The sequence below is a fragment of the Novosphingobium piscinae genome (assembly GCF_014230355.1).
GTDB classification, from domain to species: Bacteria; Pseudomonadota; Alphaproteobacteria; order Sphingomonadales; family Sphingomonadaceae; genus Novosphingobium; species Novosphingobium piscinae.
The window spans coordinates 96,779-118,731 of record NZ_JACLAX010000005.1 but is presented as its reverse complement, the minus strand read 5'-3'; the positions used below and the strand labels follow the sequence as shown (position 1 = coordinate 118,731).

The 21,953-nt window shown below is 68.7% G+C and carries 11 protein-coding genes; 2 read left to right on the top strand and 9 right to left on the bottom strand.

Going from position 1 to position 21,953, the window contains the following annotated elements; genetic code table 11:
- Positions 1–7: 7 nt before the first annotated feature.
- From H7F53_RS06925 to H7F53_RS06895, 7 genes are all read right to left on the bottom strand, one after another.
- Positions 8–973 carry an ornithine cyclodeaminase family protein gene (locus H7F53_RS06925; RefSeq protein ID WP_185678761.1) on the bottom strand — a complete coding sequence of 322 codons (966 nt, stop codon included), beginning with the start codon at positions 971–973 and terminating at the stop codon, positions 8–10.
- On the bottom strand, positions 970–2,235 hold the full coding sequence (locus H7F53_RS06920) for a CapA family protein (protein WP_185678760.1): 1,266 nt from the start codon (positions 2,233–2,235) through the stop codon (positions 970–972). The genes H7F53_RS06925 and H7F53_RS06920 overlap by 4 nt, the downstream gene beginning before the upstream one ends.
- Positions 2,236–2,395: 160 nt before the next feature.
- Positions 2,396–2,950 carry a GNAT family N-acetyltransferase gene (locus H7F53_RS06915; RefSeq protein ID WP_185678759.1) on the bottom strand — a complete coding sequence of 185 codons (555 nt, stop codon included), beginning with the start codon at positions 2,948–2,950 and terminating at the stop codon, positions 2,396–2,398.
- A 64-nt stretch (positions 2,951–3,014) separates the two neighbouring features.
- Positions 3,015–4,604, bottom strand: coding sequence for a flavin monoamine oxidase family protein (locus H7F53_RS06910; protein ID WP_185678758.1), 1,590 nt, complete (start codon positions 4,602–4,604; stop codon positions 3,015–3,017).
- A 70-nt stretch (positions 4,605–4,674) separates the two neighbouring features.
- Positions 4,675–5,127: a c-type cytochrome gene (locus H7F53_RS17625; RefSeq protein WP_185678757.1), complete on the bottom strand. Its 453-nt coding sequence runs from the start codon at positions 5,125–5,127 to the stop codon at positions 4,675–4,677.
- 13 nt (positions 5,128–5,140) lie between these two features.
- Positions 5,141–7,111, bottom strand: a complete 1,971-nt coding sequence (locus H7F53_RS06900) for a tetratricopeptide repeat-containing sulfotransferase family protein (RefSeq protein ID WP_185678756.1) — start codon at positions 7,109–7,111, stop codon at positions 5,141–5,143.
- 93 nt (positions 7,112–7,204) lie between these two features.
- The gene (locus H7F53_RS06895; RefSeq protein WP_185678755.1) at positions 7,205–9,697 is read right to left on the bottom strand and encodes a TonB-dependent receptor plug domain-containing protein; all 2,493 of its coding nucleotides are present in this window, start codon (positions 9,695–9,697) and stop codon (positions 7,205–7,207) included.
- A 505-nt stretch (positions 9,698–10,202) separates the two neighbouring features.
- Here H7F53_RS06895 and H7F53_RS06890 point away from each other — a divergent pair.
- Entirely contained in the window at positions 10,203–11,957 is a 1,755-nt protein-coding gene (locus tag H7F53_RS06890) for a ShlB/FhaC/HecB family hemolysin secretion/activation protein (RefSeq protein WP_185678754.1), read from the top strand.
- Positions 11,958–12,095: 138 nt separating this feature from the next.
- Entirely contained in the window at positions 12,096–17,597 is a 5,502-nt protein-coding gene (locus tag H7F53_RS06885; RefSeq protein ID WP_185678753.1) for a two-partner secretion domain-containing protein, read from the top strand.
- A 28-nt stretch (positions 17,598–17,625) separates the two neighbouring features.
- On the opposite strand, the gene H7F53_RS06880 is transcribed toward H7F53_RS06885, so the two are convergent.
- Positions 17,626–18,864, bottom strand: coding sequence for a TolC family protein (locus H7F53_RS06880; RefSeq protein WP_185678752.1), 1,239 nt, complete (start codon positions 18,862–18,864; stop codon positions 17,626–17,628).
- Complete coding sequence (locus H7F53_RS06875) at positions 18,857–21,949, bottom strand: CusA/CzcA family heavy metal efflux RND transporter (protein WP_185678751.1); 3,093 nt, start codon at positions 21,947–21,949, stop codon at positions 18,857–18,859. Before H7F53_RS06875 ends, H7F53_RS06880 begins: the two co-directional genes overlap by 8 nt.
- Between the last annotated feature and the right edge of the window lie 4 nt (positions 21,950–21,953).

Genomic DNA, 21,953 nt, shown 5'->3' with positions numbered 1-21,953 from the left:
GGCAGGATCAGGCGCCTGCCTCACCTGGGCCCCTCTGATGCAGGTACCGCGCCGCGGCGAGATCCTGCACGACATGGCCGAGCGACTTGTAGAGCGTGATCTCTGCGGCATTGCGCCGGCCAGGCTTCAGTGCGGCAAAGACCTCGCCGATCTCGGCCACGACATGATCGTCGCCGACCAGCCCGGCGGCCCGCGCCGCGGCCAGCTCGGCCCCCTGGGCAAGGGCGCCGGGGCGATAGTCGGCGATGTAGCGCGCGGCTGCAACCAGCGCCACGTCGGCCTCGACCGGGCCGAGATGGCTCGAGCCGACCAGGTTGACATGGGTGCCGGGGCGGACCCACGCTCCTTCGATCACCGGCGTGGGCGAGCCGGTCACGGTGCAGATCACGTCGGCCGCGCTGGCGGCGGCCTCGCCGTCGCTGGTCGGGGCGATCGGCAGGTCGAGTTCCAACTCCAGCCGCGCGGCTAGCGCGGTGGCCTTGGCCGCGTCGCGGCCCCACAGGATGATGCGCTCAAAACTCCGCACCAGCGGCATCGCACGCAGGTGGTGCTCAGCCTGGAGGCCGGTGCCGAAGATCGCGAGGGTGCGCGCGTCCGGTCGGGCCAGGGCGTCGGTGGCGGCCGCGGTGGCGCAGGCGGTGCGGATCGCGGTGACCGTCTCGGCATCGGCGGCGCAGACTACCGCGCCCGAGACCGGATCGAAGGCCACGACCAGCCCCTGATGCCGCGAGCGTCCAGGTTCCCCCGGTTCGGCAAAAACGCTGATGAGCTTCGCCCCGAAGCCGAGCGGACCGTCCAGCCCGCCCGGCATGGTGGCGAATGCGCGGCCTTCGCCTAGCGGGATGATCTGGCGCAGCGGCTGCGCTGTCCCGGCTGAGCTGAGCGCGGCCATGGCGGCCCGCACCGCGGCGATGCAGCCGCGATAGTCCAGCCGGGCCGCCACTGCGGCGGCGTCGTAGAAGGCGATGCTCATGGGACTGTCCCATCAAGGCTGGCGACATCGCCATGGACCCGCACCGCGGTGCCGATGGCGGCCGAACGCCGTCGGAACCGCTCGAGCACCTCTGCCGCGCCGGGTCCGTACAGGCGGTGCGGCAGGCCATCGCGCAAGGGCTCGGCGCTGCTGGCCAGCGCGACCGGATGTAGCTCGACCCGCACCGCGCGATCGGGCGCGACCTGCACCTTGGCCACCAATGCGGTGAACCAGTCATCCGGCAAATTCATCCGCTGGCCGCCTGGCGCGACATAGCTGCGCCGTCCGCCAAAGGCGAAGACCAGGCTACCCAGGCCCCACAGGATCGGCTTGCCGCGATAGAGCTCGGCGCCGTTGAGCCCGTGTGGCCCGGTCCGCACCACCACGTCAGCGCCGGCGTCGATGGCTTGGTGGAACAGGCCGGGCAGGAAGGCGGCGGGAGCGGGATCGTCCGGGCTGGGTGCCTCGTTGGCGCGATGCAGCAGCATCGGCTCGAAGGCGGCGGGCGGCAACGGGTCGATGGTCCCCGCCGTCTCGTGGGCGTGGAGCGCAAAGACCACCACCGCGCCTTGCGCCCGCGCCGCGCCGATCGCAGCGATCACGCCGGCCACGTCCTCCGGCGCGGCCTCCATGCGGTGACCGGCCTGCGCCGCGGGGCGGAACAGGGTGTCGCCGATGCGCCAGGCGCCCGGTTCACCGGGGACCGGCAGGACCGCCGGACCGGCGGCTGCGCGTAGGGCAGCCATGCGCCGGGGCGGGACCAGCACGACTTCGCGGGTGCGGATCGTGCAGATGCCGGGGCGCTCGAAACGTCCGCCGCGGCTGGTGACCGGGGCCATGGCTGCAGCCATCGGCGGAAACGTGGTCGCTGCGCTGATCAGCGCCACCGTGCCGACGCCGCGCTGAACATAGGCCGGGGCGCAGGCCGCCGCGCGATCGCGGCCGCCGCCTGCCTGGGTGATGCCGGCCGCGGCCAGCGCCTCGATGCTGGCGAGCAGTCCGGCCGTCCCGTAGTCGGTGGCATGGTTGTTTGCCTTGCTGACCATGGCGATCCCGTGGCTGCGCAGCTCGGCCGCGATGACCGCGGGCGCCAACGGATAGCCGCCACCGTTTTCGGCCGCGGCCAGTCCGGTGAAGGTCGCAGAATCGAAGATCGAGCCCTCCTGGTTGGCCAACCCGACATCGGCTGACCGGAACAAGGCCCAGACCTCGGCTACTGCGGGTTCCTCGGCAGCACTGCCGGGAACGAAGGGCCCAATCATGTCGCCCCCGATGGCCAGCGTGAGCGGGGGCGGAACCGGGTCCGCGGCAGCCGGCGACAGGGCCAGTCGAGGTATGGCCAACAGGGGGAGGGCCAGCAGGGGTAGTGCGCGGACGGGGAGGGCCCGAGACGGCCGGAACGGGCTGCGCCGGGGCATCGCTCTAGAGCGCCTTGCCCATGCGCACCAGCGGCACGCTAACCCCGTCGATCGGTCCGGCGGTGACCTGTTCGATCGGGATATAGCCGCAGGCCCGGTACAGCGGCTCGCCGGCCAGGGTCGCCATCATCTCGGCGCGGCGAAAGCCGCGCGCCCGGGCCGCGTTCTCGCAGAGCGTCAGGACCTGGCGGCCGATGCCCTGCCGCGCGCAGGCGGGGTCGGTGTACATCGCCCGGATCCGTGCCGCATCCTGGGCCGGGTCAAGCTCGGCCACCTCGCGCGCCACCACGCTCTGGTCTCCGCCGTACAGCGTCGCCCGGTAACTCCACCCGCCCGAGCCGACGATCGCGCCCTCGCGTTCGACCACCAGATAGGTGCCGTCGCGGATCAACTGGGTGTCCAGCCCCATGACGTGCCGGCTGGCGCTGATCTGCTGCGGGCTGAGGAAGCCTTGTTGCAACGTCGCGATCGCCCGGTCGATCAGGCCGTGCAGCGCAGGTAGATCGTCGAGCGTCGCGGTGCGGTGGGTCAGCGGGTGGGCCGCGCCAGAACGGGTCATCGGGTTCTCTCTCCGCTGCCCGCGGGCCGACCCGTTCCGGGCCGACCCGATGGGTGCGCCCGGATCAGGCAGCCAGCGCGCGCTGGTGAAGACGGGTGACCGCGTCGATCGCCGAGGTGGCCGCGCCTTCCTGCCAGCAGCCATAATAGGACACGTGCTCGCCCGCCAGCACGATCCGACCGTCGATCGAAGCGAGGTTCTGGTAATGCGCCGCCCGGGTCTGCTCGGTCCATTCGGCGCAGCAGCCCATGATCCAGGGCTGGCGGCTCCACGCCACCGATACGCCTTTCAGGAACTCGTCGCGATACTCCTCGTGGAGCACGCTGCCCTGGCGCAGGGCTTCCTCGATGCGCTTCTCCGGCGTCATGCCCGAGAGCATGTAGGCACCGAGGCCGAAGGGATAGCCGCCCAGCAGCACCGCCGGTCCCTTGCTGAAGAAGCCCATCGAGGGATAGGAGATCAGGTTGATCGCCTGGTCGGTGAAGCTGTGCCCGCCATAGATGTGGTACTTCTTTTCCCAGAACCGGCTTTTCATCTCGAGCCCGATCTTGACCGACGAGTTGTAGGGCAGGGCCTTGATCGCCGCCTGCTTGGCCGCCGAAACCTGGATCGGGATCTGCGCCAGGATGCTGGCCGGGATCGTACAGACCATGAAATCGGCCCGGGCTGTGCCGGTCTGGCCCGTCTTCGCATCGGTCCACTCGGCGGCCACGCCCTTGTCGTCCTGGGTGATCCGGGTGACCCGGGTGTTGAGGCGGATCAGGTGCCCGACTTTCTTGACGAAGGCGTCGCCGATCCGGCCCATGCCGCCCTTGGGCTGGAACATGGTCTGCTGCATCACATACTCGAGATAGAACCCGATCAGGTTCCACACCTTGCTGTCGAGCACGTCGGACAGGCCGTTGACGCTCGAGGCGATCGGGGCCCCGCCCACCCCGCCGCCGGGTGCGCGGTCATAGCCGCGCCGGTCCGCGACGTGGATGCTGCTGGTGTAGCGGTCGGACTTGTCGAGCACGCCCCATTCGCGCATCGCGACCAGCAGCTTCTCCTTGTCCTCCTTGCTGATCTGCTGGTCGAGCGCGCCCTGGTTGAGCGCCTTGGCCATCAGCTCGCTGACATGGCCGTTGAAATCGACCACCAGCTCGCGGTGGCGCTGCGGCTTGCCGCCGAAGGCTTTGGCGGAGTGGATGAAGGCATTGTTGTTGAGCTGGACGAACGGTTCGAGCTCGACCCCCAGCTCGTCGCAATAATGCAGCATGGTCTGGTGATGATAGGGCAGGCGCCAGGGACCGGGATTAAGATAGTTGCCCGGGGCAAAGCCGACCGTCTGGGTCGCGCCGCCGATTTCGGTGACGGTGTCGCCGCCGCGCAGGGTCCAATTGCGCCCGCCGGTCCGGCCCTGGAACTCGAGAATTTGCACCTTGTAGCCCGCCTTCATCAGCTCGTAGGCTGACAGCAGCCCGGCAATGCCGGCGCCCAGCACCAGCACGCTGGCGCCCGGCCGTGCGCCGGACAGCTTCGGCGGTCCAGAGAACTGGCTGTCGGCGGCATGACCCAGCGAGGTCATGGCCTGGTACATGGCGAGGCTGCCGCCGGCGCGGCCAATCATCGCCAGCAGGCTGCGGCGGGATGGCGCGGTCAGGTCGTCGAACATGGTCAATCCTTTGCGGCGGGAGCGGAGACGTCGGGGAGCGTCCGGCGGGTTCGCCGGGCGCAGAGGCAGGTCAGTGGGTGCAGTTGCAGGCAACCTGCGGTGGGGCGCCGTCGGCGACCTTGGCCACCTCCTCGACGGTCACCGGATCGGGATAGGCGTTGAAGTGGCTGCGGACATAGGTTGTTACTGCGGCCACCTGCTCTGGGCTGAGCAGAGCCCCGAACCGCGGCATGCCGCCATAGCCGTGCCAGACCCGCGCGATCACGAAAGTCTTGTCGGCCAGATGGGCATTGCCGGCGAGGGCCGGGACGCCGGTCCCGGCACCCATCCCGCCCTTGGCATCGGGCATGTGGCAGGCCTGGCAGATCTGCTCGTAGAGTTCGCGCCCGGCGCTGGCCGGTTCGACCGCCGCCTTGTTGCCCGGTTTGTCCTGCGCCGAGACCGCAGCGGGACGGGTGCCCCCGGCGAACGCCACCACGGCGGCGGCCAGCAGGATCAGGCGAGGGGCAGCGGTAAGGGACACAGCGAACTCCGCATCAGAGAGGGGGTAGCGGCGCGGTCTCGCGCCAGTTGGTACGATCCTCGCCGAGGGCCTCGGCCAGGGGGCCGAGCCAGGGTTCGAACGCGCGCCAGTGATCGAGGCCGGACCGGTAGATCGGCTGACGGACCTGCTCCGAGCTGACGGTGCGAACCGCGCGATCGTTCTCGAAGAAGCGCAGGCAGGCTGGGTCGAACGGCAGCCCCAGGTAGGCGAGCAGCTGGCGGACTTCCCGTTCGGTATCCTCGATCAGGTCCTCGTAAAGCAGCGTGTGTACGGCGCCGGGGGCAGCTCCGACGAAATGGCGGACCGTAGCGAGATAGTGCCGGTAGTAGCGGCCAAGATCGCCGAGATCATAGGAGAACTCCTGGCCCTCGGCGAACAGCTGCTTGAACCCGGAGAAGCATGCCGCCATCGGATGCCGGCGGACATCGACGATCCGGGCCTGCGGCAGAACTAGCCGGATGAGGCCGATGTGCCTGAAATTGTTGGGCATCTTGTCAATGAAGTGGGTGCGGCCGAGCCGGCGGTGGATCTTCGCGCTGGCCAGGTAGCGCTCGCCCCAGGCGCGCACCTCGGTTGGTCCGGCGGCGGCCAGCGCGGCGGGGCCGCCGGCCTCGATCTCGCCAGCGAGGATGCCCATGTAGGGCAGTTCCATGGTCCCCTCGATCGCCGGGTGGCTGGCGAGGATCTGCTCGACCAGCGTCGAGCCGGAGCGTGGCAGCCCGACCACAAAAATCGGCGCGGGATCGAGGCAGCCCCACCCAGCCCGCGCCGCCAGGAAGGCAGGGGTGAACGTGGTGCGGGTGGCAGCCAGCTCAGCCGGATAGTCGCGCTGGCCATAGGCGAACCTAGTCCGCGCTAGCGCGGCGCCACGGGCATAGTGGTCCATCGCCTCGTCCGCCTTGCCCGCGTCCTCGAGCCGCCTGGCCAGGGCATACTCGATCCGCATCCGCTCGTCGTCGGGCAGGTCAGCGGCCAGCAGGGTGCGCAGGCTGGTCTCGTCCTCGGTGGTCAGCGCTCCAACCTTGAGGTTGGCGAGGCCCCACCACGCCTCCCCCCCGCGCGGGTGGAGCGCAATTGCCCGACGATAGGCGGCAATCGCGCGCTCGCGCTCGCCTGCCGTCCGCGCTGCGTGGGCATGGTTCACCGCGATGCGCGGATTGTGTGGAAAGGCGGCTGCCAGTTCGGCGTTGATCGCCTCGGCGCCGCGATCGTCACCCAGCAGCCCGAGGCAGGCTGCCAGCAGATTGCGGTAGGCCGCATTGTCCGGATCGGCTTCAAGCAGGGGAGCAAGCGCCGCGAGGGCAGGCTCGGCCCGGCGTCCGGCGAACAGCGCATGGGCAAGGTCGAAGCGGATCCGCCGCGAGCCCGGCGCGCGCGACAAGGCATGGTTGAGCAGCGTTTCCGCCGCAGCGAAGCCACGTGCCGCCACCTGGCATGCAGCCATCAGGCGCAGGCCCTCGGGGTGATCGGGTTGGGCCAGGCAGAAACGCCGCAGGAGCGGCTCGGCCTCACCGAACCGTTCGAGCACGACCAGCTCGGCAGCCCGGCCAAGTTCGGGATCTCCAGCGTCTATCCGGGCCAGCGCTGCCTGGGCACGCCGCTCGCGCTGACCATCTCCGGCAGCAAAAGCCCGCTGTTCGATCGCCTCCCAGGCGGGGCCAAGATTGGGGTCGAGCCGGACGGCGTGGTCAAGCTCGCGGTCAGCCTCGCGGTCCCGGCTCAGGGCAGCCAGTGACAGCCCGAGTTCGTAGCGGGTGCGCGCGGCCTGTGGGAAGGCACGGGCGAGGTCGGACAGCAGCGGCAGGGCCTGGTCGGCCCGTCCGAGCCTGCGCAAGGCCGAAGCCAGGATGAGCCTGGGTCGGGGATCACCCGGCTGCTGCGTCACCAGCATCCGGGCAAGACGCTCGGCCACCGCGGGCTGGTCCGCCAGGGCAGCAGCGGCGCGATCGAGCGGATTGGTCATGGCGCCGAGCATAGCGGGAGGAGCAGTCGTCCTGAAAGGGGTTTGGCCGGACCGGCTCGCACTGGGGAACCGGTCCGGCCCGATGAGGCTCCGTCAGAAGTTGATCGTGGCCCGCGCATAGTAGTACCCGCCGTTAATGCCCCACGGGGTGTAGGACAGCGGCGCGTTGAACACGTTGCCGGTGATCGGCCTGGTGCCATCGGCGCGCAGCGGCAAGGTCGGGGCCTGCTTGTCGAACAGGTTGTTGGCACCGACGTCGAAACGGATCAGCGGGGTCAGTTTGTATCCGACATTGAGGTCGGCGATGAAGGTCGTGCCGATCGCGGTCTGGTAGACCTGGTCACCCAGCTGACGCTGCCGGGTCGAACCATAGACCGTCCCGCGCAGGTTGAGCGAGAACGAGCCGAGACTCCACAGTGCATTGGCGATCGACTTGACCCGCGGCGTAGCGGTGGACAACGCGTCCTTGGCGTTGACGCTGAGCAGGTCAGTCTGGCCGAAGGCGGCGTTGAACACGGCCGCTGGCAGCGAAGAGACCCGGGTTATGTCGGTCTTGTTGTAGTTGAGCCCGAGGGACCAGTCGACCCGGCCCATGTCGCCGAAATCGCTGGTGTAGTTGGCCGTCGCCTCGACGCCGCGGGTGCGCGTGTCGACACCGTTGGTGAAGATGTTGATGCCCGCATAGCTGGTCGCGTCGGCCAGCGAGACCCCGCGCGAGATCAGCGCGTTGACCACAGCCTGCGAGACGGTGCTGGTGCCCAGCGTGCCATAAATGTCGCCCGAGGGCACGATCCGGTTCTTCAGCTTGATCTGGTAGGCGTCGATCGTCACCTGCAGCCCTGGCAGGGGCTTCAGCACCAGGCCGACCGACACGTTGGTCGACTTTTCCGGTCGCAGCTGGGCGAAACCGAGGAGCTGCGCGGCCGACGAGTTGGGCGGTAGCTGACCGAAGGTCGAGCCCGGGCCGACATTGACCGACGAGTAGTAGGATTCGGCCAGTGACGGAGCGCGGAAGCCGTTCGAGACCGTGCCGCGCAGCGCGAAAGCGTCTGAGAAATCGTAGCGGGCAGTGAACTTGCCCGACCAGGCCGAGCCGAAATCCGAATAGTGTTCATAGCGGCCGGCCACGTCGAGATGGAGTGAGTCCACCGGATCGGCGGCGATGTCGATGTAGCCGGCATAGCTCTTGCGGCCGAACTTGCCTGCATCGCTCGGCGCGAAGCCGGGATAGGCCTGAGCGCCACCGAAGATGTAGGAGGCGTACTCGCCCTGGGCGATCTGGTAGGTGCCCTTGCGGAACTCTCCCCCCAGCGCAAGGGTCAGCGGTTTGGCGAAGCCGACTTCGAAATCACGGCTGACATCGATGTTGCCGACCCATTCGCTGTTGGTCAGCTGGCCATCATAGAAGTTGCGCTGCAGCCCGGTCAGCGGCGTGGCACTGGCCGATTGCAGCATCGAGAACAGCACCGGGTTGGCGGAATCGATGGTGAACAGCGCCACGGCATCACGGCCATAAGTCAGCGACAGGTCATAGTTCCACTCGCCGGCCGTGCCCTTCAGCCCGGCGGTCAGCGAGAAGTCTTCCTCGCGGATGTTCTCCTGCGGGTTGAACCCGAGCGGCAGCGGATAGACCACTGTGCCGGTGCTGGTGCGGCCCGAGACGCGATCCGGTGCGCGATAGTTCTGGAAGGCCTTGGCGTTGCGATTGCCATAGGACCCGAAGGCATAGAGCTGGAGGTCGTCGGTCAGGTCGTAGCCGGCGTTGAACGCCACATTGTACAGCGAGAACCGGGCATTGCCGTTGATATTGTTGACATTCGGGAAGCGCGGATTGGCGCGCAGCCCGGCCACCTGCACCGCATTGAGCGAGGGCAGCAGTTGGCCGGTTGGGGTGAAGAAGCGGCGGTCGTACTGGCCGTGCTGGGTATAGTCGCTGAAGCGGTATTCGCCGGTCACGTTGACGAACCCGCGATCACCCAGACCGAAGCCGAAGTTGGCGGCGGCCGCGGCGGTCTCACCTCCGTTCTGGTAGTTGCTGCCGCCAGTGACGGTGATCAGGCCGCCATGATCGGCGTTCTTGGTGATGACATTGACCACGCCCGCGATCGCATCCGAGCCGTACTGCGCGGCGGCACTGTCTTGCAGCACTTCGATCCGGCTGATCGACGCAGTGGGAATGAACGAGAAGTCGGTGGTCGCTGCGCCCGAATAGGGCGAGCCGCCCAGCACGGCGAGGTTGGCGGTGCCGTGGCGGCGCTTGCCATTGACCAGCACGAGCGTATCGTTCGGGCTCAGCCCCCGCAGCGCCGCGGTCAGCGTGAGGTTTGCGGTATCGCCCCCGAAAGCCTGGAAATTCAGCGAAGGCAGGCTCTGCGCCAGCACCTGGGTAAGGTCCTGCTGACCCACTGACTGTAGCGCCTGCGCGCCGATCACCTGCACGGGCGCCGGGCTGTCCTCTGCCTTCATGCCGATCTGCCGGGTGCCGGTCACGATGATGTCGGTCGCCGGTTCCGCCGCGTCCTCTGCGCGCGCCGTGGCGGAAATGGAAAGAAGCAGCGCGGTCGAGCAGAGCAGGGTGGCTTTCATTAACGACATCTCCGGACACAATGCAGCAATAAACTGCAATGGAGCCTGCTATCGGCGCTGCGTTGCAGCATCGTATGCTGCAAACTGCGTATTGTCGGGATTCTGCATCGGTGTGCGGTTGAAGTGAATTGTGCTGAACTTGATGTAAGTTGCTGCAAAAAATGGCACGAAGTGCGGAGTGGCGCAAATGTCACGGCGGGGTGATTGTTGGCAAAGCCACGATAAGGCGGGCCCGCGCCGATCGCGCTGGGGCCCGTTCCCGCCCCGTCCGTATGGCACCGCAACAAGCTGGCGCCGCGAGGCCCGCCTTGCCGTCTGCCGCCAGCAGCTTGGCGCTACCACCGCAACTATGCTGACCGCGCGAATACGGATAACTGCTTATACTTAGGAAAGATACCGGAGTTACAGATAAAAAACCCCATAAGCATGCCTAGGGGGCACAATAATAACTCCGCTTTTTAGAATGAAGTTTGAATCTCCGTGACAAACGGTGCGCATGATTTCGATGCTGCGCCATGCCTTCATCGGCTCCGAAGCCGCGCCTGCCCGTCAGCGACGGTGCGGGCATGTGGTACTGGTGTCGCTCTTGGCGCTGCTCTTGGTGCATGGCCCAGGCTCCGGCCGGCTCAATGCCCAGCCAGTCCTGCCCAGCCAGGTGACCCCGCCGACGGCCGCTCCGATGGCGAACACGCCCTCCCGGCCGGCCCTGCCCGACGAGGCGCCTGCCGAACCCCGGGCACTGCCGACCGAGCCCGACTTTCCGCTGTCGCTGTCGGGCGTGCAGGTGGAGGGCGGCTTCGCCTCCATGAGCGCGGCGCATGGCCGCCTGGCCCGCCGCGTACCGGCCGAGGTCCGTTCGCTGTCGGGCCTGTTCGCTCTGGCCCGCGCGCTCGAGCAGGATTACGCCCGCGCCGGCTTCGTCTTCGCCCGGGTCATCGTGCCGCCGCAACGCCTGGGCCCCGGCGCCACGGCGCGGATCGTGGTGGTCGACGGGTTCATCGAAGCGGTCGATCTGGCCGGGGTCCCGGGGCCGGTGCGCTCGGCGGTACGGGCGCGGCTGGAACCCCTCATCAACCAGCGGCAGCTGCAGCTGGCCCAGCTTGAGCGGGCCGTGCTGCTTGCGGGCGAACTGGCCGGGGTCACCCTGCGCAGCGCCCTGGCACCGGGCGATGCGCCGGGTGGGGTGCGCCTGACCGTCGCCGGAAGCCTCGATCGGTGGCAGGGCCGGCTCGCGCTCGACAACCGGCTTCCGGTCAGCCTCGGCACCTGGCAGTGGAATGGCAGCCTGGTCGGCAGCAGCCTGGCCGGGCGGGGGGAACAGGTCTATGCCTATGTCGGCAGCCAGACCGATCTGGCGCGGCATGGCTGGGGTCGTCCCCGCGTCGGCTCGCTCGGGCTTGGGCTGAACGTACCGCTCAATGCCAAGGGGCTGGCGCTGGGCGCTGACCTGATCGCGGCGCGGACCGAACCCGACCGGATCGCCACGGCCCCTCGCACCGTGGGCCGGTTTACCCGGGCGCAGCTGGCCTTGCAGGCCGCGCTCGAACGGCGCCGCAGCTCCAGTCTCGACCTGCGCATGGCGATCGAAAAGATCGTGCAAACCAATGCCGCCCCGGATTTCGCGACGCGGCTGAGCCATGACGACTATGCTGCCTTGCGGCTTGGTCTGACCTGGCGCGGGCAGACGACCGGCGGGGTGCGCCAGCTTGGTCTGACCCTGTCGCGGGGCCTGGGCGGTACCGCCGCCACCACGCTGGTTCCCCATTCGCGGGATGGCGCCGACAACCGCTTCACCAGCCTTCAGGGCCACGTGCGGCTGAGCCAGCGCGTAGCCGGTGCGCTGGTGCTGGACATCCAGGGCCGGGCGCTGACCGGGCTGGGCCGGGCGCTGTTCCTCTCCGAGCAGTTCGCCCTGAGCGCCGACAACGGAGTGTCCGGGTTTGCTGGGGGAAGCTTCACCGTCGATCAGGGCGCCACCCTGCGCGGCGAATTGATCCTGCCGCCGGTCGGCCTGTCGGCGCGGGCGGAGATCCAGCCCTATGCCTTCGCCGCTGGCGGCGCCGGCGCGATCGCTCGGCCAACCGCGGTCGAGGCCGGGAGCATCCGCGCGGGCTCGGTCGGGCTTGGCGCCCGCGGCCAGCTGCTGGGCGCCAGCGGCCGCGGCACCGAGCTGGGCTTCGAGGTCGCCCGCCAGTTCACCGACCTGTCCGGCCGCACCGATGCCGTCCGAGCCACCTTGACCCTTAGTGTGAGGCTGTAGCCGATGCTGTTCGCCCTGCGCTCCGCCGCTGTCGCTGTTCTGCCCGTTTGCCTTTCCGCCGCACCCCGCCGACGGACCGGCCGCCCCGCGCTCTGGCTGGCCGGCACCGCGCTCGGCCTTGCCGTCTTGCCGGGCGCCGTGCGTGCGGATGAGTTTCTTCCGACCGGCGGGGCGGTGACCGCCGGCCAGGCGGCCATCAGCGCAGCCGGGCGCACGCTGACGATCGATCAGGGGTCCAGCCGCGCGGTCATCGCCTGGGACAGCTTCTCGGTCGGCGCCGGGGCCAGCGTCCGTTTCAACGCGCCGGATGCCAGTGCCGCCACGCTCAACCGGGTCAGCAGCAGTGCGCCTTCGGTGATTGCCGGCCAGATCAGCGGCAATGGCCAGGTGTTCCTGATCAACCCCAACGGCATCGCCCTGACATCCACCGGCACGGTCGACACGACCGGGGGCTTCGTGGCCTCGACGCTCGATCTCACCGATCGGGATTTCCTTGCCGGGTCGCTGCGTTTCGCCGGTGATCGTGCCGGTGAGGTCCACAGCGCCGGGCGGATCACCGTCGGCGAGGGCGGCTTCACCGCGCTGCTGGGCGCCAGGGTGAGCCAGACCGGCACGATCCGCGCGCCGCTCGGGCGGATCGGTCTCGGCGCCGGCGCTGCGGCGACGCTCGATCTCGGCGGGGACCAGTTCCTCCAGGTCACCTTGCCCAGTCATGCCATGGGCGGGGACAGTCTGCTCACGGCCGACGGACACATCGCCGCCGACCGCATCGAATTGCGCGCCGCCGATGCCGCGGAACTGGTGCGCAACACGGTCAACCTGACCGGCACCCTGCGCGCCACCGGTGCACGGGCGGAGGGCGGCACCATCGTGATCGAGGGCGGCGATGGGGACCTGCGCCTCGCTGGCACGCTCGATGCAACATCGGCCACCGGCCGTGGTGGGACGATCGACGTCGGCGGCGCCACCCTCGCGCTAATCGGAGCGAGTGTGACCGCCAGCGGCGCAACCGGCGGCGGCACGGTCCGCCTCGGCGGGGACATTGCCGGCGCGGTTCGTGCCGGGCTTACCACGGCCCAGCGGCTCACCATGGATGCCTCAAGCACAGTCCGCGCCGACGCGACGGCAGGCGGCGACGGCGGGACCGTGGTGCTCTGGTCAGACGGCACGACGCACCTGTCCGGCCAGGTCAGTGCCGACGCGCTCGGGCCAACGGGCAATGGCGGCTTCATCGAGACCTCGGCGCTGGGCCAGATCGGCTTCGGGTCGGCCTTCGCGGCCTCGGCTGCGGCCCGCGGCGGGGATGGCGGGACCTGGCTGATCGACCCGCAGGATCTGACGATCGACGCCACCGGCGCGGCCGCGATTTCGGCCTCGCTCAATGGCGGCACTTCGGTCACGGCCACGACCACCGCCTGCAATGCCAGCTTCGGCACCTGCAGCGGCACGGCAGGTGACATCACGCTGGCCGCGCCGATCACCAAGACCGCAGGCGGGAATGCCACGCTGACCCTGACCGCCACGCGCGACATCCTGCTCAATGCCGACGTCAGTTCCTCCTCCAACCAGCTCAATCTGACGCTCAATGCCGGAGGCGCGATTTCCGGCAGCGGTGCGATCAACGCCAATGGCGGCCTGCTCACCGCCAATGTCGGCGCAGGCAGCGGCACCCTGTCGGGGGCCATCACCGGCACCACCCGGCTGACCAAGCAGGGAGCGGGGACCCTGGTGCTGGCCGGCGCCAACACCTTCAGCGGGGCGACCACCCTGTCCGCCGGCACCCTGCGCGCCGGATCGACCACGGCCTTCGGCAGCAATTCGGCGGTGACGATGAGCAGCGGCACCTCGCTCGATCTCGCGGGTTCTGCGGTCAGCATCGGCTCTCTGGCCGGTTCCGGCACGGTCACCAATTCCCAAGCCACCGCGGCGACTCTAACCGTGGGCGGTGCCAACGTCACCACGACCTTCGCGGGGCAGCTTCAGGATGGGGCGGGAGCGCTGGCGCTGACCAAGATCGGGCTGGGTCTACTTCTGTTGACGGGTACCAATACTTACAGCGGGCTGACCACAATCAGCGGTGGCCTCTTGCGCATTGGCGACGGCCAGACCTCGGGTACGCTGGGAAGCGGCGCTGTGCTCAACAACGCCAACTTGCGGTTCCAGCGGAGCGATGCGGTCACCATTGGCAATGCCATTTCGGGCACTGGGACGGTGACCAATGCCGGGGCCGGCACGCTCACGCTGACCGGAAACAACAGCTATACCGGCGCCACAAGTGCAATCAATGGCAACCTGCGCGCCGGTTCGGCCACGGCTTTTGGCAGCAATTCGGCCCTGTCGATCAGCGCTGGACGGACGGTGGACCTCGCCGGCTTCTCCGTGACCTTTGGCTCTCTGTCGGGTTCGGGGGTAGTCACCTCAAGTGCTGCCAGCTCCGTCACTCTCACAGTGGGCGGACTAAACGCGACCACGATTTATTCGGGTGTGATCGAGGATGGGGCCGGGCAGCTTGCATTGACAAAGGTGGGCACCGGTGCCCTCGCTCTGTCGGGGGCGAACACCTACACCGGACAGACCACGATCAGCGCCGGCATTCTGCGGATCGGCGCCAACGGCACGACTGGCAGCCTCGGCAACACCGCGATTGTCAACAACGCCTCGCTGCAGTTCCAGCGCACCAATGCCTTGACCTTTGGCAATGCCATTTCGGGTACGGGCAGCGTCGGATCCATCGCCACGGGCACGATCACGCTGACCGGGAACAACAGCTATACCGGCGCCACGGCGGTCACTAGCGGCAGCTTCGTGGCTGGCTCAGCCACGGCTTTTGGCAGCGGCTCGGCGGTCACGATCAGCTCGGGCAGGTCGCTCGATCTGGCCGGCTTTCCGATCACCATTGGTTCGCTGGCGGGAGCCGGCCGAGTGACCAATTCCGGGGCCAGTCCGGTGACCCTGACCGTAGGCAGCAACGATACCAGCACCACGTTCAGCGGCGTGCTGGAGAATGGAACCAGCGCGCTGGCCCTGACCAAGGTCGGCACCGGCACCCTGACGCTCAGCGGGCGCAACACCCACTCCGGCCCGATCACGATCGATAGCGGGACACTGACCTTTTCCGGCAACGGAACCAGCCTCAGCGCGGGCACCATCCAGGTCAATTCCGGCGGCATCCTCGGCTTCGGTCGCAATGATACCTGGGGAGATGACACCACCACCTCATCCGCTGCGATTATCGTCAATGCAGGAGGTGAAATCCGGTCCAATGGCTACTACAACCGGCTGTGGAACCTGACACTCAATGGCGGCACGCTGAATGCCAATGGCGGCGCTACCCCGGTCTGGGGCTCGTTCGGGCTGAGCGGCACCGTCACCGTCAATGCCACGTCCAGCATCCTCGCGAGCGGCAGCAACAGCCAGATCCTGCTCGGCGGCAGCTCCAACCAGACGACGACTTTTGCGATTGTTCCCGGCGCTAGGCTGACAAGCCAGGCGGCCTTCAACGACTACGGATATGCAGCCGGAAGCGGATTGACCTTGACGGGCGGCGGCACCCTGCAGTTGGGCGCCAGAAATTCCCACACGGGCACGATTAGCGTCTTCGCCGGTGTGCTCGAATTGCTTGGCTGCTGGTGCGTTGGCTCGGGTATCGCCCAGACCCATGTTGCCGGCGGCGCCAGCCTGTTCAGCAGCGGCGGACTTGACGCCGGCACGCTTTCGCATTCCGGTACCGGGGAGCTTGTGGCTCTGTCCGGTATCGATCGCTTCGTCACGACCAGCCCGGTCGGCAACGTCACACTGCTGAACTGGGGGAGTCTCTCGCTCGGTTCGATCGATTCTACCGGCGTCCTCACGCTCCAGGCCGGGTTCAACGGCGAAGCCGATCTGAGCCTGGAGCCGGGCGCCATGTTGACATCGACCGCCAGCGGCACCGCCATCCGCCTTGGTGCCGAGCGCAACTTCCTCAATGATGCCGGACCCAATGCCTTGTCCACGCCCAACGGCCGCTGGCAGGTGTTCACGTCCAGCCCGGACACTGCCCGGTTTGGCGGGCTCGATTCGGGCAACACGGCGATCTGGAACAGGTCGTGGGTCGCGGCGAACACCCCCGTGTCTCAGCCCGGCAACCGCTATGTTTTCGGGGCACAGCCCACGCTCGATTTCAACACCGTCGATCTCCACAAGACCTATGGCTTTGATGCGACCCCGATCCTTGACACTGTGACTGAGGTCACCGGCTATCACCCGGGCGTCGCGGGGGCATTCCTTGGCGATACGGCGGCCTCTGCGTGGAGCGGCGCGCCGCTGCTCGGCTCGGCGGGGGCGGAGGCGACGGCGTCTGTGGACGGGGGGCCTTACGCGATCTCCCTCGCGCAGGGCACAGTCTCCGGGCTCAATGGCTATGCCGTGCGGTTCGCTTCCACCGGGCGCGTCTTCGTCGCGCCCAAGGCCCTGACGCTCACCTACACCGCCAATCCGGCCAGCAGCGTCTATGGCGACCCGCTCGCAGCGCTGGACGGAACCGTCACGGGCAGCGGCTTCGTCAACGGCGAGGGGCTGGCGCAGCTTGGCGGTGCGCTGACCTGGTCAAGCCCCGTCAGCCAGGGATCGGGCGTTGGTGCTTACGAGGTGACCGGATCGGGCCTCACCAGCAGCAACTATGTCATCTCGGCGGTTCAGGACCCCAGCAATGCCGCGGCCTACACGGTGACCCCGGCGCCGCTGACCATCACCGGCGCCACCACCCGCGCGACCTATTCGGGCCGAACGCAGGACAATGGATTCAGTGTGACGGGGCTGATCGGCAACGACAGCGTGACCGGCGTGGCGGGGCTGGCGCGCGGCATCGACGCCGGCACCTATCGCGACAGCCTGCGCGACGCGACCGGGGCGGGCCTTGCCAACTATACGATCCGCTATGTCGACGGCAGCCTGACCATCGACCCCGCTCCCTTGACCCTGACCTATGCCGCGGCCCTGCGCTCAAGCCTCTACGGCAGCCCGCTTGCAGCGCTGGACGGAACCGTCACGGGCAGTGGCTTCGTCAACGGCGAGGGGCTGGCGCAGCTTAGCGGCATGGTCGGCTGGTCCACCACGGCTACCGCCGGTGCGGGTGCCGGGGTCTACGGGATCAGCGGCAGCGGGCTGACCAGCCGCAACTATGCGATCACGGCCCGCCAGGCCGACGGCAATGCCGGTGCCTACCGCATCACTCCCGCGCCGCTGACCATCACTGTGCGCGATGCCGCCAAGACCTATGATGGCTTCGGCTGGAGCGGCGGCAATGGCGTGATGATCGACGGGCTGGTCAACGGCGACACCCCGGCCAGCCTGACGGGCATGCTGAGATACACTGGAAATGCGCAAGGCGCGGTCCATCCGGGGACCTATCGTCTGGGTGCCGATGGGCTGACCAGTCCCAACTACGTGATCGACTGGACCGCCGGGACGCTCACGATCGAGAGCCTCAAGCTGACGACCTGGCCTTCGCCGATCGTTGGGCCCGCCCCGGTGGCGCCGTCGGTGGCAGCCGATCCTCTGCCGTTGACGACTATCGTCCCGTCAGCCGGCTGTGCAGCAGGTTCCTCCCCGCTGGGCCGCGACCCGGGGCCTGGCGCGGGCGGCTCGTGCAGCCAGCGCTGAGCCCGAGCGGGAGCACCAGACGCGGCATCTATTCAGTGATCCACAGCTCGTGGCTGTCGATCCGCAGCCGGGTCAGGGCGCGCTGCGCCTCGATCCGGGCAAGGGCCTCGGCGCGGAAGGCATCATGCACCTGGCGTTCGCCCAGCAGTACCTCGGCCAGGCCAAACTCCCCGGCGGCCTGACCGCGGCGCAGCTTCATCAGCGCCGCGACCTGCGCATCGAGGCCTTCCCGCGCGCGCCGCCACGCGGCATAGCCGGCCTCGGCCAGGGTCATGTCGGCGGTGGCCATCTCGTTGACCACCTGGCGCGCAGCCGCGGCATCGGCCTGCGCCGCACTGGCCTCGGCCGAGGCGCGATCGGCCAGTGCGCGGCGATGGCCGCCGCCCAGCGGAAGGGTCACCACCACACCGGCCCCCCGCTCAAGGCCGCCGCGCTCGGAGAACAGGCGCACCCCCAGCGAAGGATCGGCCAGCCGGTCGGCCCGGGCGCGTTCGGCCAAGGTGGCCACCCGCTGCGCCTCGGCGTCCGCTGCGGCGATCTCATGGCTGCGGGCCACGACCTTCGCGCCGAACGGTGCCAGGCCCTCGCCGGGCAGTTCGGGTGCGTCAGGTTCCGGGGCTGCATCGGGGAGCGGCAGTGACGGGAACCGGGCCGCCAGCCGGGCACGCGCCACGGCCATCCGCCCTTCGGCCTGCTCGAGCGCCAGCAGCGCTCCACCCAGGGCTGCCTCGGTCTGGTCCGCCTCGAGCGCCGCTGCATCGCGCAGCGCAACCCGGCGGCGCACCGCGGCGAGCATGCCGCGATAGTTCTCGGCGGCCTGGCGGTTTACCCGCACTTCAGCGGCGGCAGCCACCCAGTCCCACCAGCTGTCGGCCAGCAGCAGCGCGGTCTGGTGACGGGCATCCTCGGCCCGGTTGCGGGCCACCGATAGCCCGAACTCGCCCGCCGCGCGATCGAGCTGGCCCTTGCCGGGAAGGCGAATCGGGCGACTGAGCACGGCGTCGTATTCGTTGTAGCGCCCTTCGCGGTCGATCGAGCGGCTCATGAAGCCGGTCGTAAGCGAGAACTCCTGGGTGCCGCGGGCCAGCGCGCGTGCCTCGGCGCGAGCGGCGTCGGTGCGCGCCTCGGCAGCGATCACCGCGGGCGCGGCATCGAGCGCCGCCGCCACGGCATCGGGCGGGGGCAGCGCCGGCTCGGCTGCGACCGGGGCACTCCACAGCGCGGCCAGGGCCAGGATTCCCCACCGCCGGAATGGCCGCTCACGCATCGGGCAGCCCTCCCGCGCTGCGCTCGGCCGGACTCTCGCCGAAGCGGGCATAGAGGATCGGCAGGAGCACGAGGGTGAGCAGGGTGGAGGAGAGCAGCCCGCCGATCACGACGATGGCCAACGGCTTCTGGATCTCCGATCCCGGACCCGAGGCAAACAACAGCGGAACCAGCCCGAAGGCCGTGATCGAAGCGGTCATCAACACTGGCCGCAGCCGCCGTTCTGCCCCGCGCCTGACCGCCTCGGCCAGGCTCATCCCACCATCCCGGAGCTGGCGGAAATAGCTGACCATAACCAGGCCATTGAGCACGGCGATGCCGAGCAGGGCGATGAACCCGACCGAGGCCGGCACCGAAAGATACTCGCCCGAGAGCGCCAGCGAGACCATGCCGCCCACCATTGCGAAGGGGATCATCAGCAGGATGAGCAGCGCGGCCCGGAGCGAGCCGAGGGTGGCATAGAGGACCGCGAAGATCATCAGCAGGGCGATCGGCAGGACTACCGCCAGTCGCGCCGAAGCCCGTTGCTGGTTCTCGAACTGGCCGCCCCAGACCATCCGGTAACCCGGCGGCAGGGGCACGTTGGCCGCGATGTCAGCCTTCGCATCGGCAACATAGCCCACCAGATCCCGGCCCGAGACGAAGGCCTGGATCAGCGCGTAGCGCGAGCCGTTTTCGTGCTCGAGCTTGACCGGTCCCTCGACCTGCCGGACCTGCGCGACGTCGCTGGCCCGTACCAACAGTCCGCTTGGTGTCCGTAGCGGCAGATCCGCGAAGGCTTGCGGGGTGAGCCCGCGGGATTCGCCGCGGATGACAATCGGCACGCGTCGCACCCCATCGGCGATCACGCCGGCGCGCACCCCCTCGACCTGGGCGCGCAGCGCGTCCTGCAGTTCACTCACCGGCATGCCGACGCGCCCGGCGGCCTGCCGGTCGATATCGAGCTGGAGATAGTCGACCCGGGCATCGGCCGCGGTCATGGCCTCGCTGGTGCCGCGCACTGCCTCGAGCCGGGTCTTGATCCGCGCCGCCAGCCGGGCCAGCTCGGCATTGTCGGGACCGAACAGCTTGATCGCCAGATCGCCCCGCGCGCCAGTCAGCATCTCGGAAATGCGCATCTCGATCGGCTGGGTGAAGCTTGGCTCGATCCCGGGGAATCCCGCCATGACCTGACGCAGCTGGTCGACAAGCCAGTCCTTGTCGCTGACCCGCCATTCGCTCCGCGGCTTGAGCTGCAGGAAACTGTCGGTCTCGTTGAGCCCCATCGGATCAAGCCCCAGCTCGTCCGATCCGACCCGCGCGATCACTTCGGTCACTTCGGGCACCTGCTCCAGGATCGCTTGCTGGACCCGCATGTCGCCCGCCGTGCTGTGATCGAGCGAGACCGAGGGCAACTTGGTGAGCTGGACGATCACCGAGCCCTCGTCCATTGTCGGGAGGAAAGTCTTGCCGGTCACCGCATAGGCTACGCCGGCCAGGACCAGCGCGGCCCCGGCGCCCACGAAGACGGTCCGCTGGTGCGCGAAGGCGAGATTGAGCATGCGGCCGTAGCGCGGGCTCAGCTGGCGCATCAGCCACGGTTCGTGATGCCCGTCGCGGACCTGCAGGACATAGAAGGCCAGAACCGGAACCAGCGTCAGCGACAGCACCAGCGCGCCGAGCAGGGCCAGCACGATCGTCAGGGCGACCGGGGCGAAGAGTTTGCCCTCGAGCCCCTCAAGCGTCAGCAAGGGCAGGAACACCAGCGCGATGATCGCCAGCCCCGAGGCGACCGGCATGGCCACTTCGGCGGCGGCAAGGAACACTGTGTGGAGCTTGCCCGCGGTCTGGTGTCGCGGGTCGGACAGGCGTTCAACCACGTTCTCGACCACCACGACGGCGCCGTCGACCAGGATGCCCACAGCGATGGCCAGTCCGCCCAGGCTCATGAGATTGGCGGTGAGTCCCACCGCACGCATGGCGATGAAGGTGAGCAGTGCCGCCATCGGCAAGGCGAGCGCGACGATCACTGCGGCACGGACATCGCCCAGAAACAGCAGCAGCAGGACGACCACCAGCACTGTCGCCTCGAGCAGGGCCTCCTCGACCGTACCGACCGCATGGCCGATCAGGTCGGACCGGTCATAGAATGGCGCGATCGTCATCCCTGGGGGCAGGCTGGGCGCGATCTCGGCGAGGCGCTGTTTGACCCCGGCGACGACCTGGCCGGCATCGGCGCCGCGCAGGCCGATTACCAGGCCCTCCACCGCCTCGGCCTTGCCGTTGTGGGTCACCGCGCCGTACCGGGTGAGGGCGCCGGGACGCACGGCGGCAACGTCGCCCACCCGCACGATGCGGCCCGCCGCCGAGCGGACGACTACGGCGGAGAGGTCTGCGAGCGAGCCGAAGGCGCCGGTCGAGCGCACGATCAGGGCCTCCTCGCCATTGACCAGTCGCCCGGCGCCATCATTGCGGTTCGCCGCCTCGATCGCGCTGCCCAGCTCGCCCACGGTCAATCCGGCCGCGGCCAGCGCGGCGGCGTCGGGGGCAACTTCGAAGGTTTCGACGAAGCCGCCCAGCGCATTGACGTCAGCCACCCCCGGAACCGTGCGCAGCGCCGGGCGGATCACCCAGTCGAGCACGCGGCGTTTCTCCGCGAGATCCTGCGGTCCGGCGAGGGTGAACATGTACATGTCCGACAGGGGAGTCGAGATAGGCGCCATCCCGCCGCTGACCGTGGCGGGCAACTCGCCGAGCAGCGCATTCAGCCGCTCGGCCACCTGGCTGCGCGCCCAATAGATGTCCGTGCCGTCCTTGAAGTCGATTGTGATGTCGGCGATCGCGTACTTGCCCACAGAACGCAGGTTGGTCTGGTGGGGAATCCCCAGCATCTCCATCTCGATCGGGGTGATCACCCGGCTCTCGACCTCCTCGGGCGTCATCCCAGGGGCCTTGAGAATGATCTTGACCTGGGTCGAGCTGATGTCGGGGAAGGCATCGATCGGCAGCTGGACGAAGGCCCAGGCGCCCAGACCGGCCAACAGCACTGCCAGGCCAAGGACGGCAAGGCGTAGCGCGAGAGCACGTTCGACCAGGCGGCGCAGCACGGTG

Excerpts from the sequence above, each read along its gene's own strand:
- H7F53_RS06925 (WP_185678761.1), bottom strand. The coding sequence starts at position 973 with ATGAGCATCGCCTTCTACGACGCCGCCGCAGTGGCGGCCCGGCTGGAC.
- H7F53_RS06880 (WP_185678752.1), bottom strand. The coding sequence starts at position 18,864 with ATGCGTGAGCGGCCATTCCGGCGGTGGGGAATCCTGGCCCTGGCCGCG.
- H7F53_RS06920 (WP_185678760.1), bottom strand. The coding sequence starts at position 2,235 with ATGATTGGGCCCTTCGTTCCCGGCAGTGCTGCCGAGGAACCCGCAGTA.
- H7F53_RS06915 (WP_185678759.1), bottom strand. The coding sequence starts at position 2,950 with ATGACCCGTTCTGGCGCGGCCCACCCGCTGACCCACCGCACCGCGACG.
- H7F53_RS06910 (WP_185678758.1), bottom strand. The coding sequence starts at position 4,604 with ATGTTCGACGACCTGACCGCGCCATCCCGCCGCAGCCTGCTGGCGATG.
- H7F53_RS06890 (WP_185678754.1), top strand. The coding sequence starts at position 10,203 with ATGCTGCGCCATGCCTTCATCGGCTCCGAAGCCGCGCCTGCCCGTCAG.
- H7F53_RS06900 (WP_185678756.1), bottom strand. The coding sequence starts at position 7,111 with ATGACCAATCCGCTCGATCGCGCCGCTGCTGCCCTGGCGGACCAGCCC.
- H7F53_RS06895 (WP_185678755.1), bottom strand. The coding sequence starts at position 9,697 with ATGAAAGCCACCCTGCTCTGCTCGACCGCGCTGCTTCTTTCCATTTCC.